Source organism: Streptomyces sp. NPDC053426, assembly GCF_055585405.1.
In genome coordinates, this window is sequence record NZ_JBVJKE010000035.1 from 19,423 (window position 1) to 35,918 (window position 16,496).

The window sequence follows — 16,496 nt, forward strand, 5'->3', positions numbered from 1 at the left end:
CCCGTAACCTGAGGCTCGTGGCAGAACCAAGGGACGTAGTCCGCATCCCGGATGCGAAGGTCGCCCTGTCGACGGCCTCCGTCTACCCGGAGTCGACGGCGACGGCCTTCGAGATCGCCGCGCGCCTCGGGTACGACGGCGTCGAGGTCATGGTGTGGACCGACCCGGTCAGCCAGGACATCGAGGCCCTGCGCAGACTCAGCGACTACCACCGCATCCCCATCCTGGCCGTCCACGCGCCCTGCCTGCTCATCACGCAGCGCGTGTGGTCCACCGACCCCTGGACCAAGCTCCAGCGCGCCCAGGCCGCCGCCGAGAGGCTCGGCGCCGGCACGGTCGTCGTCCATCCCCCCTTCCGCTGGCAGCGGCAGTACGCCCGCGACTTCGTGGAGGGCGTCTGGCGGATGGCCGGCGAGACGGACGTGCGGTTCGCCGTGGAGAACATGTACCCCTGGCGCTACCGCGACCGCGAGATGCTCGCGTACGCCCCCGACTGGGACGTCACCAAAGAGGACTACCGCCACTTCACGATCGACCTCAGCCACGCCTCGACCGCCCGCACCGACGCCCTGCAGATGATCGACCGCATGGGCGACCGCCTCGGCCACGTCCACCTCGCCGACGGCCGGGGCTCCGCCAAGGACGAGCACCTGGTGCCCGGCCGCGGCGACCAGCCCTGCGCCGAGGTGCTGGAGGGCCTCGCGTCGCGCGGCTTCGACGGCCATGTCGTCATCGAGGTCAACACCCGCCGGGCCATGTCGAGCGCGGAGCGCGAGGCCGACCTGGCCGAGGCGCTGGAGTTCACCCGCCGGCACCTGTCCTCCGCCGCCTCCGCGATCGAGGTGCCCCGCCGGTGACCGGTATCGCCTCGGGCGACGGCCCGGGTACTCCCGCGCGGGGCGACGGCACCACCCGGCGCCGCGGCCGCCCTCCTCGTACGGAATCGGCCGGCACCCGGGACCGCATCCTCGACGCGGCCCGCGAGGAGTTCTCCGCGCGGGGGTACGAGAAGACGTCCGTCCGGGGCATCGCCAAGTCGGCCGGGGTCGACTCCGCGCTGGTGCACCACTACTTCGGCACCAAGGAGCAGGTGTTCGAGGCCGCCGTGGAGGTCGCCTTCGCGCCGGCGTTCACCGTGCGGGACACGATCCTCGACGGCCCCGTGGAGGAGGCCGGCGAGCGGATGACCCGCATGATCATAGGCCTCTGGGAGAACCCGGTCAGCCGGGCCCCGCTGCTCGCGATCGTCCGCTCCGCCGTGAACAACGAGATCGCGGCCGGTGTCTTCCGCCGCCTGATCGCCGGCCAGCTGCTGCGCCGGATCGCCGGACAGCTCGACGTCCCCGACGCGGAGCTGCGCGCCGAGCTCGCCGCCGCGCAGCTGGTCGGGATCGCGATGATCCGGTACGTGATCAGGATGGAGCCGCTGGCCTCGGCGGACGCCGAGCAGATCATCAGGCGGGTGGCACCGGTGGTGCAGGGGCACCTCACCGGGCGCTGACACCCCTGCGGACTGAGACACCCGTCCCGAAATCCGGACACCTCGTCCCGCCCTCTGGATGACCGGCGTACGCTCGACGACAGTCATAACTCTCCGAAGGAGCGAGCGACGATGCCCGAGCTGAGGTCCCGCACAGTCACCCACGGCCGCAACATGGCGGGCGCCCGCGCCCTTATGCGCGCCTCCGGTGTACCGGGTGCGGACATCGGCCGCAAGCCGATCATCGCGGTCGCCAACAGCTTCACGGAGTTCGTCCCCGGCCACACCCACCTGGCCCCGGTCGGCCGCATCGTCAGCGAGGCGGTCGTCGCGGCCGGCGGCATCCCGCGCGAGTTCAACACCATCGCCGTCGACGACGGCATCGCGATGGGCCACGGCGGCATGCTGTACTCCCTGCCCTCCCGCGACCTGATCGCGGACAGCGTGGAGTACATGGTGGAGGCGCACCGCGCGGACGCCCTGATCTGCATCTCCAACTGCGACAAGATCACCCCGGGCATGCTCAACGCGGCCCTGCGCCTGAACATCCCCACGGTCTTCGTCTCCGGCGGCCCGATGGAGTCCGGCCGCGCCACCCTGGTCGACGGCACGGTGCGCACGCTGGACCTGATCGACGCGATGGTCGAGTCGGCCAACGAGAAGACCTCCGACGAGGACGTCCTGCGCATCGAGGAGAACGCCTGCCCGACCTGCGGGTCCTGTTCCGGCATGTTCACCGCCAACTCGATGAACTGCCTGACCGAGGCCATCGGCCTCTCCCTCCCCGGCAACGGCTCGGTCCTGGCCACCCACACCGCCCGCAAGGCGCTCTACGAGAACGCCGCGCGCACGGTGATGGACCTGACCCGCCGCTACTACGAGCAGGACGACGACTCGGTCCTGCCCCGCAACATCGCCACCCCCGCCGCCTTCGAGAACGCCATGGCGCTCGACATCGCCATGGGCGGCTCCACCAACACGATCCTGCACCTGCTGGCCGCCGCCCAGGAGGGCGAGGTCCCCTTCGGCCTCACCGAGATGGACGCCCTCTCGCGCCGCGTCCCCTGCCTGGCCAAGGTCGCGCCCAACGTCGCCAAGGACCGCACGTACTACATGGAGGACGTGCACCGCGCGGGAGGCATCCCCGCCCTGCTGGGCGAGCTGCACCGCGCGGGCCTGCTCAACGAAGACGTCCACTCCGTCCACAGCCCGTCCCTGGCCGACTGGCTGAAGACCTGGGACATCCGCGGCGGCTCCCCGTCGCAGGAGGCCGTGGAGCTGTGGCACGCGGCCCCCGGATGCGTCCGCTCCGCCGAGGCCTTCTCCCAGTCCGAGCGCTGGGACTCCCTCGACGAGGACGCCGAGGGCGGCTGCATCCGCTCCGTCGAGCACGCGTACTCCAAGGACGGCGGCCTGGCGGTCCTGCGCGGCAACCTCGCCGTCGACGGCTGCGTCGTGAAGACGGCCGGCGTCGACGAGTCCATCTGGACCTTCGAGGGCCCGGCGGTCGTCTGCGAGTCGCAGGACGAGGCCGTCGAGAAGATCCTCACCAAGCAGGTCAAGGAGGGCGACGTCGTCGTCATCCGCTACGAGGGCCCCAAGGGCGGCCCCGGCATGCAGGAGATGCTCTACCCGACGTCGTACCTGAAGAGCCGCGGCCTCGGAAAGGCCTGCGCCCTGATCACCGACGGCCGCTTCTCGGGCGGCACGTCCGGCCTGTCCATCGGCCACGCCTCCCCGGAGGCGGCCTCGGGCGGCACCATCGCCCTGGTCGAGGACGGCGACCGCATCCGCATCGACATCCCGAACCGCTCGATCGAGCTGCTGGTCGACGAGGCGGAACTGACCCGCCGCGAGCAGGCCCTGAACGGCCGGTACGCCCCGAAGAACCGCGACCGCAAGGTCTCCGCCGCCCTGAAGGCGTACGCGGCGATGGCCACCAGCGCGGACAAGGGCGCGGTGCGCGACATCACCAAGCTCGGCTGACCCACCCCACCCGCACACCGAGCCCGCCGGCCCGCGTCCGCCTCGCGCGACGCCCTGGCGGGCTCACGCATGCGCGCGCCCGACGGGCGGTACGCGCTGGACGACCGCCCGGCGCTTTTCGTCGACCCAGGGGCCACGCCCGTACGGTCCCGTCGGCCCGGGGACGCCGCCGGTAAGGCCGCCCGCCGGCCCCGTACACCGAGCCCGCCGGCCCGCGTCCGCCTCGCGCGACGCCCCGGCGGGCTCACGCACGCGCGCGTCCGACGGGCGGTACGCGCTGGACGACCTTCCGGCGGCGGGGCGACGACCCGTACGCCCCTACCAGCTCTCCGGATCCCGGCCCGACACCCCGAACACCGTCCCGTCGGGCGCGCCGGCGTAGACGTGGCCGCCCGCGAGCACGGGCTCGGGCAGCGCGGCGGGGACACGGTCGGACTCCGCGCCGAGCCGCGGCCGGGTCTGCCCGAGGAGCTTCCCCTCGCGGGCGTCGACGCCCAGCAGCCGCCCGTCGGGAGCGGTGACGTACACGTGCCGCCCGTCGGAGACGGGCACCGAGCCCCGGCTCACGCCCGTCTCCAGCCGCCACCGCTGCTTCCCCGCGGCCATGTCGACGGCCACCAGCGAACCGCCCGCGCCCATGAGGTACACGGTGTCCCCGTGCACGCCGGCCTCCGCCTGCGCGACCGGCACGGGCAGCGTCACCCGGCGGACGTCCCCGGTGCCGGGCGTGTAGCGGAGCACGGCCTTCGCGTCCCCGTACACGGCGCCGCCGGCGACGAGGTACACGGCCCCGTCCGCCGCCCCCACGGGCGTCAGGTCCCCCTCCAGCTCCGCGTCCCACCGCACGTCACCCGTCGCCGGATCCACCGCGGTGACCCGGGTCCCGCTCCCGTCCCCGGACGGGCTCACCGCGTACGCCGACGGCCCGCCCGACTCCTCCGACTCCCCGGCGAACGAGGAGAAGTACGGCACGGCCTGCCCCGGAATCCGACGGGACCACCTGGTCTCGCCCGAGGCGCCGTCCACGCCCGTGACCGTCCCGTCGGAGCGGGTGAGCAGGAGCATGCCGCCGACCGCCCGCACTCCGTCGTACTCGGGCGGGTCCTCCCGCCACACCGGCTCGCCCGTGGCGGGGTCGAGCGTCTCCAGGTCACCGATCCGGTCGAGGGCGGGCTGGACCAGACCGCCCGACACGACCGGCGGTTCGCTCCGGGCCGTCCCCGCGACGTCGTGCCGCCACAGGGTGCGGCCGTCGGCCGGATCGAGGGCGAAGACCCGGCCGGGCAGCGCGCACAGCAGCTTCTCCGCCCCGTACGAGCACTGGGGCATGCCGCCGTGCTCCGAGCCGGGCACCGCCTCCCACGCGCCGAAGCCGCCCGACGCGCTCTGCGCGGCGGTGGTCTTCCGTGCCGGTTCCGCGCCGCCGAACACCTGCACCGAGGCGAGTCCGCCGAGCACGGCGAGGCAGAGCACCCCGGCCACCAGAACCGTCCGCCCGCCGAGCCGCCGCGCGGGCCGCGCCTCAGGTGTGTCCGAAGCCTCCGGCGCGGCTTCCTCCGGTGCCTCCCGCGCTTCGGGCGTCCGCGGTGCCGGTACGAACACCTGCGTGTCGTACGCCGCCGCCACCGACCGCAGTCGCCGCATCAGTTCGTCCGGCGTGGGCCGGTCGTCGGGCTCCTTGGCGAGACACCGCAGCACCAGCGGCGCGAGCGACTCCGGTACGCCGGTCAGGTCGGGCTCGTCGTGCACGACCTGGTAGGCGACGACGTACGGGCTGTCGGAGTCGAACGGACCGCGCCCCGTCGTCGCGTGCACCATGAGCGATCCGAGCGCGAACACGTCGGCCGCGGGGCCCACTTCCCGGGGCCGCCGGAACTGCTCGGGCGCCATGAACGGCGGCGTACCGATCAGCTTCCCGGTCTCGGTGCGCAGTTCGCTGTCCTTTGGCCGGGAGATGCCGAAGTCGATGACCTTCGGCCCGTCCTCGGCGAGCAGTACGTTGCTCGGTTTCAGGTCCCGGTGCACGACTCCGACCCGGTGGATGTCGCGCAGCGCCTCCGCGAGCCCGGCCATCAGCCGGCGCGACTGGTCCGGGTCCATGGGCCCGTTCCGTTTCACTTCCTCGGAGAGGGTCGGACCGGGGATGTACAGGGTGGCCATCCAGGGCCGCCCGCCCTCCGGATCGGCGTCGACGACCGGCGCGGTGAAGGCCCCGCTCACCCGCCGCGCCGCGGCCACCTCCTGCCGGAACCGCCCTCTGAACTCGGGGTCCATGGCGTACCGGGCGTGTACGACCTTCACCGCGACCCGCATCCCGGAGGTGCTCCGGGCCAGATGTACGACGCCCATGCCGCCCGAGCCCAGACAGGACTCCAGACGGTAGTGACCGGCGTACTCCGGAAGTTCCGCTTCCGCGCCCGCTCCGGCGTTCCGCTGCGGCGCCATGGAACCACCCCCGTGCTGTTCGTTCGCGCGCGCGACGCTCGGAGCCTAGTCGATGGCGCGTGTGGGGCCGAGGCGGCTTGCCCGCCTTCGTGTGCGAGTTGCGAACTGGTGTTTCATGGCTTGTTCCAGGGGTATCAACGTGGCCCCACGGCTGTCGTGGGGTGCAACGGGGGAAGGGTTTCTCATGTCTGTCGACCAGACGCAGGACATCGCGGGCGGGGACGAGAAGGCGACGGCGACGGTGGAGGCGATGGCGGCCACGACCGCGGCCTCCTACCCGGTCGCCCCGGGCTACCGGCTGAACGTCCGCAGCGGCCCCGGAACCAACTACTCCATCGTCCGGGTCCTGTCCGAGGGCGCCGAGGTCCGGATCAACTGCCAGACGCCGGGCACGTGGGTGTCGGGCCCGTACGGCACCTCGAACATCTGGGACAACATCGGCAGCGGCCAGTACGTCTCCGACGCGTACATCCGCACCGGCAGCGACGGGTACGTGGCTCCCCGCTGCTAGCGACGTCCCTCCTCGGGGCCGACGCCGGCGGAGGGAGCCCGGTACGGGTTCACCGGTCGACGACCTCGGCCGCGGTCCTGGGGAGCGCGAGCATCGCCAGGGCCGCCACGGCGTAGAGCACCGCGGAGACGACGAGGACGAGGCCGAACGCGCGACCGTGGTCGGCCGGTCCCGGTGCACCGTTCGTCGATCCGGTGACGGCGCCGAAGAAGACCGTGCCGAGAGCGGCGATGCCGATGGCGCCGCCGATCTGGTTGACCGTGGAGAGCACCCCGCCCGCGGCACCCGCGTTGCGGGCGGGGACGCCGGCGAGGACGACGTTGACGAGGACGGGCGCGGCAAGACCGAGCCCGAGGCCGCCGATGAAGAGGGCGGGGGCGAGCTGCCAGTACCCGGGATCGTCGCTCTCCCCGACCACCACCCGGAGGACGCACTGGGACGCGGCGACGGTGAGTGAGCCGGTGATCAGCAAGGCCCTCCCGGCCCTGGCGGCGAGAGCGACTCCGAGCCCCGAGGTGATGATCGAGCCGAACGCGTACGGCAGGATCACCAGGCCGGTCTCCCACGCGCTGCGGCCGGTGCCGGCCTGGAGGTAGACCGACAGCGTGAGGAAGAACGCCCCGAGGCCGCCGAAGAAGAGCGCGGACGCGCCCAGGCCGGCCGCGAAGGCGCGGACGCGGAGCAGAGCCGGATCGAAGACGGGTTCGCCCCCGCGTCCGGCCAGCCGGCGCTCGTGGGTGAGGAAGAGCGCCAGCACGACGACGCCGGCGGCGAGAAGGGCGTAACTGCCCGTGGTCCATCCCCAGGTCCCGGTCTGGATGACCGGCAACAGCAGGAGCAGGATGCCCGAGGCCGCGAGCAGCGCGCCCCGGAGGTCGAGCCGCGCGGTCGAGGCGGAGCGGGACTCGGGCAGGACCTTCGCGCCGATGACGAGCGCCAGGACCGAGACGGGCACGTTGATCCAGAAGATCGTGCGCCATCCCAGTCCGAACAGGTCGGCATCGATGAGCAGCCCGCCCAGCAGCGGCCCCGCGACCGAGGCGAGCCCCTGGACGGCCCCGTAGGCGCCGAACGCCTTGGCGCGCTCGCCGGGGGCGAACGAGGCCCGGATGATCCCGAACACCTGCGGGACCATGACGCCCGCGGTCAGTCCCTGCACGGCGCGCACGCCGATGAGCGTTCCCGGACCGGCGGCCAGCGCGCAGAGTGCGGAGGCGATCATGAACCCGCCCAGCCCGGTCATGAACAGGCGCTTGCGGCCGTACCGGTCACCGAGCCGCCCGCCGGTGATCAGGCCCGCGCCCAGCGCCAGGACGTAGGCGGCGATCATCCACTGGATCTGGGCGTCGCCGGCCCCCAGGTCCCGGGCGATCGCCGGGGCCGCGACGGTGACGATCGTCGCGTCGAGGAGGTCCAGGAAGGAACCGAAGAGCACCACCAGGAGCGCGGCGCCCGCACGCGTGCCGGAGACGAGTGGTGAGGCGGCCGCGGATGAGCGCGTCCCCTCTTGACGGATGTGTGAAGCGGTCATGGCGGACACGTTGACAGCTATAGTTGCCACCGAGTGACCGCAATGACGGAGGGGAGCGAGCGATGGCTGCCACCTCCGCGCGGGCGCTGAAGCTGCTGTCGGTCTTCGGTACCGGCGCGACCCTGACCGCCGAGCAGCTCGCCACCCGGCTCGGGGCGTCCGTGCGGACCGTACGACGCGACATCGACACGCTCAGGGAGCTCGGGTACGAGATCGAGGCCGTGCGCGGGGTGGGCGGAGGCTACCGGCTCGGCCGCGCCACCCGGTTGCCGCCGGTCGTCTTCGACGAGGACCAGGCCGTCGCGGTGGCCGTCGCGCTCCAGACCGTCCCCACCCTCCTGTCCGGCATCCGCGAGAACTCGGCCCGCGCCCTCACCACGCTGCGGCAGGCGATGCCCGCCCGCAGCCGTAACCACGCCGAGGCGTTCACCGTCTCCGCGGCGCGCAACTACTGGGAGTTCCCCGCAGCACCCATCGACGCCGAGGCCATCGGCGTCATCGGCGGCGCGATCCACCGGCGGCACGTCCTGCGCGTGGACCACACCGGCGAGGACGGACCGACGACGCTCACGCTCGAACCGCACCACCTCGTCGTATGGGCGGCACGGTGGTACCTCGTCGCGTACGAACCGGACACGGACCGCTGGCGCGCGATGCGCGTCGACCGCCTCGCACCGCGCATGCCCACGGGAAGGACCTTCGACCGCCGCGACGTCCCGCACGGCGATCCGGCCGCCTTCGTCATGAGCACCCACGACCGCGGCGACACCCCGGCGGAATGGCCCTGCCGCGGCTCCGCGCTCCTCGCACTGCCCGCACCCGTCGTCGCCCGGTTCGCCCCCGGCGGCTCGACGGTCGAGCACATCACCGACTCCAGCTGCCGCCTCACACTCGGCGCGTGGTCCTGGGCCGGCCTGGCGGGACTGCTCCTCACGTTCGACGCCGGCATCACGGACATCGAGCCGGCCGAACTCAGGCAGGCGCTGCGCACGTTGCGCACCCGCATCGACGAAGGACTGGAACCCGCCGGGTGAGTTCCCGTTCAGGTGAACTCCCGGGATCCCGCCGATGACGCGAACCGGTGCTTCCTAGCGTGGCTCTCGCCGGGCGTGATCCGACGTGGCGCGACCGGCTGTTGTCGGTGCGCGGCGGAGGTGAGCGGTCGGATGAGCGAACGGGTACAGGACCCTGTCGGAACCATGGTGGCGGACGAGGAGGCGGAAGCCCCCGGCCCGCCGGACCCGGGGTCGGGCATCCTGCGGGTGTTCGGGCGGCAGTTGAAGCGGTTCCGGACGCGGGCGGGACTGGAGCGTGCCGAGGTCGGGTCGCGGACGGGCTACTCGCCGTCCACGATCGCCTCGTACGAGCAGGGCAGACGCGTACCGCCGCCCCGGTTCATCGACGTGGCGGACGAACTGCTCGACGCGGGCGGCGTCCTGCTGGAGATGAAGGACGAGGTCGCGCGGGCCCAGTTCCCGGCGTTCTTCCGGGACGCGGCGCGACTGGAGGCGGAGGCGGTCGAGCTGCATGTGTACGACACACATGTGGTCAACGGGCTTCTGCAGACGGAGGAGTACGCGCGGGCGGTCTTCACGATGCGCCGCCCGCTGCTCGACGAGGAGACGATCGAGCAGCGGGTGACCGCGCGGATGCGCAGGCAGGAGATCTTCGCGCGCTGGCCCGCGCCGCTGATGAGCTTCGTCATCGAGGAGGCCGTGCTGCGCCGCCCCATCGGCGGGGCGGAGGTGCACCGCGGGCAACTGGAACAGATCCTGCTCACCGGGCAGCACCGCAACGTCGAGATCCAGGTGATGCCGACGCGGCGGGAGGACCACGCGGGGCTCGCCGGCCCGTTCACCCTGATCGAGACCAGGTCGGGACAGCGCATCGCGTACGCGGAGGTCCAGAAGAGCAGTTCGCTCTACACCGACCGGGCTCCCGTACGGGAGTTGGAGGCGCAGTATGGAATCATCCGGGCCCAGGCTCTCACTCCGGGGGAGTCCATGGCCTTCGTCGAGGAGCTGTTGGGAGAACTGTGAAGGGCGCAACGGAACTGACGTGGGTCAAGAGCACCTACAGCAGCGGTGAGGGCGGCCAGTGCGTCGAGGTGGCCGCCTCCTCCCACACGGTCCGCGTGAGGGACTCCAAGGACGTCGCCCGCCCCGGGCTGGCCGTCGGCCGGAACGCCTGGGGGATGTTCGTCGGGTACGCCGTCGAAGAGGCCCGCTGAGCCGACGCCGTACGACCGTGCCCCGGGGCTTCGTCCGGAGCCCCGGGGCACGGCCGTGCACGACCGGCCCGCGGCGGGCCCCGGCAAGGGAGGGGGACCCGCGTGCACACGCGGGGGAGGAGTCACAATCGACCGGTGAGCGCAGCAGAGAACGACCCGAACGGCACCCCGGCCACCCCCACCGGCCCCCGGCCCGAGCCCATCCGCTTCTTCGGCACCACGTGGGTCGACCACTCCGGTGGCTACACGGGCCGCCGTATCGGCGTCGCGGTGGGTTCCCTCGCCGCCGCGGCCGCCGCCTGCCTCGTGCTCCGCATCGCCTACGACGGGCTCCGGATCGCCGACGTCGGCAGCTTCGTCTCGCTGCTCATGGTCGTGATGTTCGCGATCTGCAGCTCGCTCGCCTTCCGCCACACCTGGTCCGGCTTCACCACCCGCCCCGACCCCGACCGCCAGGCATCCCTGCGCGGCCTGCTGGCCATCGGCTTCGTCGGCTCGCTCCTCGCCTACTTCTTCCGCACCTTCACCGAGGCCCCGGGCGAGAAACTCCGCCGCGCGGAGTACGACAAGGCCCGAGCGGACTACGAGAAGCGCACCACCCGCCGCTCGGGCAACCCGTCGAAGAAGCGCCGCCGCCGCTAGCGCCTGCCCGACGGCCGCCGGGCATCCCGAAAATCATCCATGCGCCAAGAGCGCCCGGCCACCATGGCCGTATGACGGCACCGAAGACCGACCAGACCATCCGCACCACCCGAGCCCACTCCTTCAACGCGGCCGCCGCCCAGTACGCCGCCAACCGCCCCTCCTACCCACCCGCCCTCTTCGACACGGTCGAGGAGCTGACCGGCCGCCCCCTCGCCGGCTCCCGGGTCGTGGACGTCGGCGCCGGTACGGGCATGGCGACCGCCCATCTGCACGCGCGCGGCGCCGACGTGATCGCCGTCGAGCCCGGTGACGGCATGGCGGCCGAGTTCCGCCGCGCCCTCCCCGACGTGCCGGTCGTCCGGGGCAGCGGCAACGCCCTCCCCCTCGCCGACCACCGCGCCGACCTCCTCACCTACGCCCAGGCCTGGCACTGGACCGACCCGGCCCGCGCCCTCCCGGAGGCGGTACGGGTCCTGCGGCCGGGCGGGGCACTCGCCCTGTGGTGGAACATCGACGCGCTCGACGTGCCCTGGATCGCCGAGGAAGCCGAACGCACCGCGCGCCACTTCGGCGTGAACCTCGCCGCCGAGCGGCGCAACACCAACGCCCGCGCCGCCGACCCCGCCGGCCTCCTGCACTTCACCCGCCGGGAGATCCGCTGGAGCCGCCGCGTCCCGATCGACACCCACCTGGCCAACCTCGCCAGCCACTCGGTCCTCCTCGTCGACGGCGACCGCGCCGCCACCTTCCTCGCCGAGGAGCGCGAACACCTCACCGCGGCCTTCCCGGACGGCACCGTCGAGGAGACCTACGACGTCGTCCTCCTCCTCGCCACCACACCCCCGACCCCGACGGCTTGACGCCTCCCCGGACCCGGGAGGAGTATTCATCACATGATGAATTATTCCTCCCGCCCACCGGAGGAACCGGCCGTCCACGCCCAGGACCTCACCGTCGTCCGAGGCCCCCGCACCGTCCTGCGCGGCCTCGACTTCACCGTCCCGCGTGGTCAGATCACCGGCCTCCTCGGCCCCTCCGGCTGCGGCAAGTCGACCCTGATGCGGGCCGTCGTCGGCACCCAGGCCAAGGTCACCGGCACCCTGGACGTCCTCGGCAGCCCCGCCGGCCACCCCACCCTGCGCACCCGCATCGGCTACGTCACCCAGGCTCCGTCCGTCTACGACGACCTGACCGTCCGCCAGAACCTCGACTACTTCGCCGCGATCCTCGACCCCGGCCGGGCGGCCGCCGACCGCCGCCACGAGAACGTCACCCGGGCCATCGCCGACGTCGACCTCACCACCCACGCCGACGCCCTCGCCGGCAACCTCTCCGGCGGCCAGCGCAGCCGCGTCTCCCTCGCCGTGGCCCTCCTCGGCACCCCCGAACTCCTGGTCCTCGACGAACCCACCGTCGGCCTCGACCCCGTCCTCCGCCGCGACCTGTGGCAGCTCTTCCACACCCTGGCCACCGAACGCGGCGCCACCCTCCTGATCTCCTCCCACGTCATGGACGAGGCCGAGCGCTGCCACCGTCTCCTGCTCATGCGCGCGGGCGGGATCCTCGCCGACGACACCCCCGACGCCCTGCGCACCCGCACCGGCTCCGACACCGTCGAGGCGGCCTTCCTCCACCTGGTCGACGAGGCGACCGCGGCAGGCCGTACGAACACCAAGGAGACGACCCGATGAGCACGACCACCCCCGCCCCGCCGCGCGCCCTCAACGCCTCCCGCACCACCGCCACCGCCGCCCGGGTCCTGCGCCAGCTCCGCCACGACCCGCGCACCATCGCGCTGATGGTCCTCATCCCCTGCGTGATGCTGTTCCTGCTCCGCTACGTCTTCGACGGCAGCGCGCGCACCTTCGACAACATCGGCGCGTCACTCCTCGGGATCTTCCCGCTGATCACGATGTTCCTGGTCACCTCGATCGCCACCCTGCGCGAACGCACCTCCGGCACCCTCGAACGCCTCCTCGCCATGCCCCTGGGCAAGGGCGACCTGATCGCCGGCTACGCCCTCGCCTTCGGCGCCCTCGCGATCGTCCAGTCCGCCCTCGCCACGGGCCTCGCCGTCTGGTTCCTCGGCCTCGACGTCACCGGCAGCCCCTGGCTGCTCCTGCTGATCGCCCTGCTCGACGCACTCCTCGGCACGGCCCTCGGCCTCTTCGTCTCGGCCTTCGCGGCCTCCGAATTCCAGGCGGTCCAGTTCATGCCGGCGGTGATCTTCCCCCAGCTCCTCCTCTGCGGCCTCTTCACCCCACGCGAGAACATGCACCCGGCCCTGGAGGCCATCTCCGACGTCCTCCCCATGTCCTACGCGGTCGACGGCATGAACGAGGTCCTGAAGCACACCGACATGACCGCGGCCTTCGTCCGCGACACGACGATCGTCGCGGGCTGCGCCCTCCTGGTCCTCACCCTGGGCGCGGCCACCCTGAAGCGCAGGACCCAGTAGCCGCCCCCCCCAGCCCGCGGGCAGTCGTGCCGCTGGGGCGGCACGGGTGGGCGCGGACGGCACCCCCCAAGCGGGGCGAGCGACACCCACCCCCGGCCCACCCCGAGCCCCCCGGCCGACATCCCGCCCACTGGACGCCCCACCCCCGCCCGCCCCCGGGATGCAAGGATGACGAGGGACGACCCACCCCCGGAGGGCACCAACAGTCATGACCCAGAAAGTCGCAGTCCTCGGCACAGGAAAGATCGGCGAAGCCCTGCTCAGCGGAATGATCCGCGCCGGCTGGGCCCCCACCGACCTCCTCGTCACCGCCCGCCGCCAGGAACGAGCCGACGAACTCCGCACCCGCTACGGAGTCACCCCGGTCTCCAACCAGGAAGCCGCCAAGACCGCCGACACCCTGATCCTCACGGTCAAACCGCAGGACATGGGCGCCCTCCTCGACGAACTCGCCCCCCACGTCCCCGCCGACCGCCTGGTCATCAGCGGCGCCGCCGGCATCCCCACCGCCTTCTTCGAGGAACGCCTCGCCACCGGCACCCCGGTCGTCCGCGTCATGACCAACACCCCCGCCCTGGTCGACGAGGCCATGTCGGTCATCTCCGCCGGAAGCCATGCCACCGCAGACCACCTCGCCCACGCCGAGGAGATCTTCGGCGCCGTCGGCAAGACCCTCCGCGTCCCCGAGTCCCAGCAGGACGCCTGCACCGCCCTCTCCGGCTCCGGCCCGGCGTACTTCTTCTACCTGGTCGAAGCCATGACCGACGCCGGCATCCTGCTCGGCCTGCCCCGCGACAAGGCCCACGACCTGATCGTCCAGTCCGCGATCGGCGCCGCGACGATGCTCCGCGACAGCGGCGAACACCCGGTGAAGCTCCGCGAGAACGTGACCTCCCCCGCCGGCACCACCATCAACGCCATCCGCGAACTCGAGAACCACGGCGTACGAGCCGCCCTCATCGCCGCCCTCGAAGCCGCCCGCGACCGCAGCCGCGAACTCGCGAGCGGCACCAAGGACTGACGACCGGCCTGAGCCCCCGCACGGGGGCTCACTTCGCCGCGGTCAGGACGTCCTCCGTCGTCACCACCGTCGCGAACCCGCTCCCGTGCAGCGACACCGCCGACGCCCGCGCCAACTCGTCCGCGCTCTGCCGCCAGTCGAAGGGCCCCTCCAGGCCGAAGGTGTACGTCGCGTCGAACGCGACCACCACCTCGTACCCGAGGCTTTCTCCCGGCTCCGCCAGGAGAAAGGCGAACGCGCGTACCTCCGGTGGAGGACTTCCGGCCGAAGTTCCTCGCCCGCACCTCGATGGCCCGTAAGGCGGCCGATGCCGCGATCGGCGCCACCCAACAGGCGCTGGTCGAGATGGGCCGCAAGCACGCCCGGGATGTACGGCTCGTCCATCCCGCGCACACCACCATGGACTGCGCGCGGTGCGGAGCCGTCTGTCCGAGGGACAAGAACTCTGCCCGCGTGATGCTCGTCCGGGCAGGTCTGGACCCGGCTGGTGTCGAGGGCACAAGACCTTCCGGAGCGCCGCTCCGGGAGGCGGCCTGAGCCAGGAATCCCCTCCCTACAGGGAGGAGAGCAGTCACAATGCGCCAGCACTTCGCACCGCGCCTCGCCACCAGCCCTCGCGCCTACCGGGCCGCGTTCAGCACGGGCGCCCCGGTATCCGAGCCCGCCGGCAACAAGCCGATCGCCCGATAAGCGGCATCAACGGTCGGCCGAGCCATGCCCCGCGCCCTCTCCGCACCATCCCGCAGCACCCCCTCCACATAGCCGGGATCCGCGCACAACTCCTTGTGCCTCTCCCGCACCGGCCTCAAGACCTCGACCACCGCCTCCGCGGCGTCCCTCTTCAAATCCCCGTACGACTCATATACACCGGCCAACGCCTCCGGGTTCCCACCCGAACACGCGGCGAGGATCTCCAGCAGATTCGCCACCCCCGGCCGGGCCTCCCTGTCGTACACGACGCCCCGCCCGCTGTCGGTCACCGCCCGCATGACCTTCTTCCGCGCCACGTCCGGCTCGTCCAGCAGATAGACGATCCCCGGCCCCGTGTCGTCGCTCTTGCCCATCTTCGACATGGGGTCCTGCAGATTCATCACCCGCGCCGCCACCGACGGATTCGTCGCCCGCGGCACCACGAACGTGTGCCCGTACCGCTGGTTGAACCGCACCGCGAGATCCCGCGCCAGCTCCACGTGCTGCGTCTGGTCGTGCCCGACCGGCACCTCGTCCGTCCCGTACGCCAGGATGTCGGCCGCCATCAGCACCGGATACGTCAGCAGTGACAGCCGCACGCTCCCACCCCGCCGCTGTTCCCGCGCGGCCTTCTCCTTGTACTGGATCATCCGCCGCATCTCGCCGTCCGTGGCCACGCACTCCAGCAGATACGACAGCCGCGCGTGCTCGTCCACATGGCTCTGCACGAACAGCGTGCACAGCGCCGGGTCCAGCCCGGACGCCAGCAGCAACGTCGCCGCCTGCCGGCTCAGCCTGCACACCCGCGCGGGATCGTGGTGCACGGTCAGCGCGTGCAGATCGACCACGCAGAACAGCGCGTCCGCCTGGTGCTGGTCGACCGCGGCCCACTGCCGCATGGCCCCCAGGTAGTTCCCCAGCGTCAGATGCCCGGTCGGCTTGATCCCACTGAAGACCCTTGTCATCTCTTCTCTTCTCCGTCTCCGGTCCGAGGCCGCCGTCCCCGGCTGGCCGCCCCTCGGAGTCCTGGAGGGAGAAACAGAAACGGCCGCCGAGGCGGCGGCCGTTGAGTGCGCACGTAGAAGGCGGCCGCCGTCAGGCGGCCCACCAGAACTGGCTGTACGTGCGCGTCGTCATACGGACCAGAGTACGCCCCGGGGGTGGGGCGAGGCAGCGAGTTGACACACCCCGGTCGGCTCCGTATGGTTCTCCGAGTTGTCCGACGTGAGCGCCGACTCCGGTCGGTCCCCGGACAGCCATTCCGCAAGTACCACCTCTGTTCGAGACGGCAGTCTGTCTGTTGTCACGTCCTTGGCATGCGTATTCGCGAAATGAGGAATCCGCACCCGAAAGGGAGCAGGACCCCGATTAGGTCGGGAGCCGGGAATCCGCTAAAGTCTCACTCGTCGGAACGGCCCAACGGCCGGGAAGACAACCCGCTCTGACCGGGAATCAGGCCCGAAAGGATCTGATAGAGTCGGAACCGCCGGAAAGGGAAA

Annotated in this window: 15 protein-coding genes and 2 pseudogenes; 13 read left to right on the plus strand and 4 right to left on the minus strand. The window is 72.1% G+C overall.

The window, feature by feature from the left end:
• Positions 1–17: 17 nt before the first annotated feature.
• The 3 genes from ACZ62B_RS37825 to ilvD all read left to right on the plus strand — a co-directional run bounded on the left by ACZ62B_RS37825 (position 18) and on the right by ilvD (position 3,466).
• Positions 18–857 carry a sugar phosphate isomerase/epimerase family protein gene (locus ACZ62B_RS37825; RefSeq protein ID WP_344568404.1) on the plus strand — a complete coding sequence of 280 codons (840 nt, stop codon included), beginning with the start codon at positions 18–20 and terminating at the stop codon, positions 855–857.
• Positions 854–1,501, plus strand: coding sequence for a TetR/AcrR family transcriptional regulator (locus ACZ62B_RS37830; RefSeq protein ID WP_468721860.1), 648 nt, complete (start codon positions 854–856; stop codon positions 1,499–1,501). Before ACZ62B_RS37825 ends, ACZ62B_RS37830 begins: the two co-directional genes overlap by 4 nt.
• 111 nt (positions 1,502–1,612) lie before the next feature.
• Positions 1,613–3,466: a dihydroxy-acid dehydratase gene (gene ilvD / locus ACZ62B_RS37835; RefSeq protein WP_344568408.1), complete on the plus strand. Its 1,854-nt coding sequence runs from the start codon at positions 1,613–1,615 to the stop codon at positions 3,464–3,466.
• A gap of 318 nt (positions 3,467–3,784) precedes the next feature.
• On the opposite strand, the gene ACZ62B_RS37840 is transcribed toward ilvD, so the two are convergent.
• Entirely contained in the window at positions 3,785–5,911 is a 2,127-nt protein-coding gene (locus ACZ62B_RS37840) for a serine/threonine-protein kinase (RefSeq protein ID WP_469693839.1), read from the minus strand.
• Positions 5,912–6,095: 184 nt separating this feature from the next.
• On the opposite strand from ACZ62B_RS37840, the gene ACZ62B_RS37845 reads away from it, so the two are divergent.
• Positions 6,096–6,422 (plus strand): SH3 domain-containing protein, encoded by a 327-nt coding sequence (locus tag ACZ62B_RS37845; protein ID WP_344568426.1) that lies wholly within the window; start codon positions 6,096–6,098, stop codon positions 6,420–6,422.
• Positions 6,423–6,471: 49 nt separating this feature from the next.
• Here the strand turns inward: ACZ62B_RS37845 and ACZ62B_RS37850 are convergent, their stop codons facing one another.
• Positions 6,472–7,953, minus strand: a complete 1,482-nt coding sequence (locus ACZ62B_RS37850; protein WP_468721865.1) for an MFS transporter — start codon at positions 7,951–7,953, stop codon at positions 6,472–6,474.
• A 62-nt stretch (positions 7,954–8,015) separates the two neighbouring features.
• Here ACZ62B_RS37850 and ACZ62B_RS37855 point away from each other — a divergent pair, with 62 nt between their 5' ends.
• The 8 genes from ACZ62B_RS37855 (at position 8,016) to proC (ending at position 14,307) form a co-directional block, all read left to right on the plus strand.
• A complete protein-coding gene (locus ACZ62B_RS37855; RefSeq protein WP_469693841.1) occupies positions 8,016–8,987 on the plus strand; it encodes a helix-turn-helix transcriptional regulator in 972 nt (323 codons plus the stop codon).
• 165 nt (positions 8,988–9,152) lie between these two features.
• On the plus strand, positions 9,153–9,992 hold the full coding sequence (locus ACZ62B_RS37860; RefSeq protein ID WP_468721887.1) for a helix-turn-helix domain-containing protein: 840 nt from the start codon (positions 9,153–9,155) through the stop codon (positions 9,990–9,992).
• Positions 9,989–10,183, plus strand: a complete 195-nt coding sequence (locus tag ACZ62B_RS37865; protein WP_217137197.1) for a DUF397 domain-containing protein — start codon at positions 9,989–9,991, stop codon at positions 10,181–10,183. The genes ACZ62B_RS37860 and ACZ62B_RS37865 overlap by 4 nt, the downstream gene beginning before the upstream one ends.
• A 135-nt stretch (positions 10,184–10,318) precedes the next feature.
• Positions 10,319–10,825, plus strand: coding sequence for an EamA/RhaT family transporter (locus ACZ62B_RS37870; protein WP_344568457.1), 507 nt, complete (start codon positions 10,319–10,321; stop codon positions 10,823–10,825).
• Positions 10,826–10,896: 71 nt separating this feature from the next.
• Positions 10,897–11,688 (plus strand): class I SAM-dependent methyltransferase, encoded by a 792-nt coding sequence (locus ACZ62B_RS37875; protein WP_469693842.1) that lies wholly within the window; start codon positions 10,897–10,899, stop codon positions 11,686–11,688.
• A gap of 33 nt (positions 11,689–11,721) precedes the next feature.
• Complete coding sequence (locus ACZ62B_RS37880) at positions 11,722–12,519, plus strand: ABC transporter ATP-binding protein (RefSeq protein ID WP_344568467.1); 798 nt, start codon at positions 11,722–11,724, stop codon at positions 12,517–12,519.
• Complete coding sequence (locus ACZ62B_RS37885; protein ID WP_469693844.1) at positions 12,516–13,286, plus strand: ABC transporter permease; 771 nt, start codon at positions 12,516–12,518, stop codon at positions 13,284–13,286. The genes ACZ62B_RS37880 and ACZ62B_RS37885 overlap by 4 nt, the downstream gene beginning before the upstream one ends.
• A 208-nt stretch (positions 13,287–13,494) precedes the next feature.
• Positions 13,495–14,307, plus strand: coding sequence for a pyrroline-5-carboxylate reductase (proC, locus tag ACZ62B_RS37890; protein WP_344568478.1), 813 nt, complete (start codon positions 13,495–13,497; stop codon positions 14,305–14,307).
• 28 nt (positions 14,308–14,335) lie between these two features.
• Here proC and ACZ62B_RS37895 read toward each other — a convergent pair.
• Positions 14,336–14,527, minus strand: a pseudogene (locus tag ACZ62B_RS37895) (cysteine hydrolase family protein); the annotation flags it as partial.
• Positions 14,528–14,556: 29 nt separating this feature from the next.
• Here ACZ62B_RS37895 and ACZ62B_RS37900 point away from each other — a divergent pair.
• Positions 14,557–14,844 (plus strand): annotated as a pseudogene (locus ACZ62B_RS37900) (RNA-guided endonuclease TnpB family protein); the annotation flags it as partial.
• Between the two features lie 83 nt (positions 14,845–14,927).
• Here ACZ62B_RS37900 and trpS read toward each other — a convergent pair.
• Entirely contained in the window at positions 14,928–15,962 is a 1,035-nt protein-coding gene (gene trpS / locus ACZ62B_RS37905; RefSeq protein WP_469693845.1) for a tryptophan--tRNA ligase, read from the minus strand.
• Between the last annotated feature and the right edge of the window lie 534 nt (positions 15,963–16,496).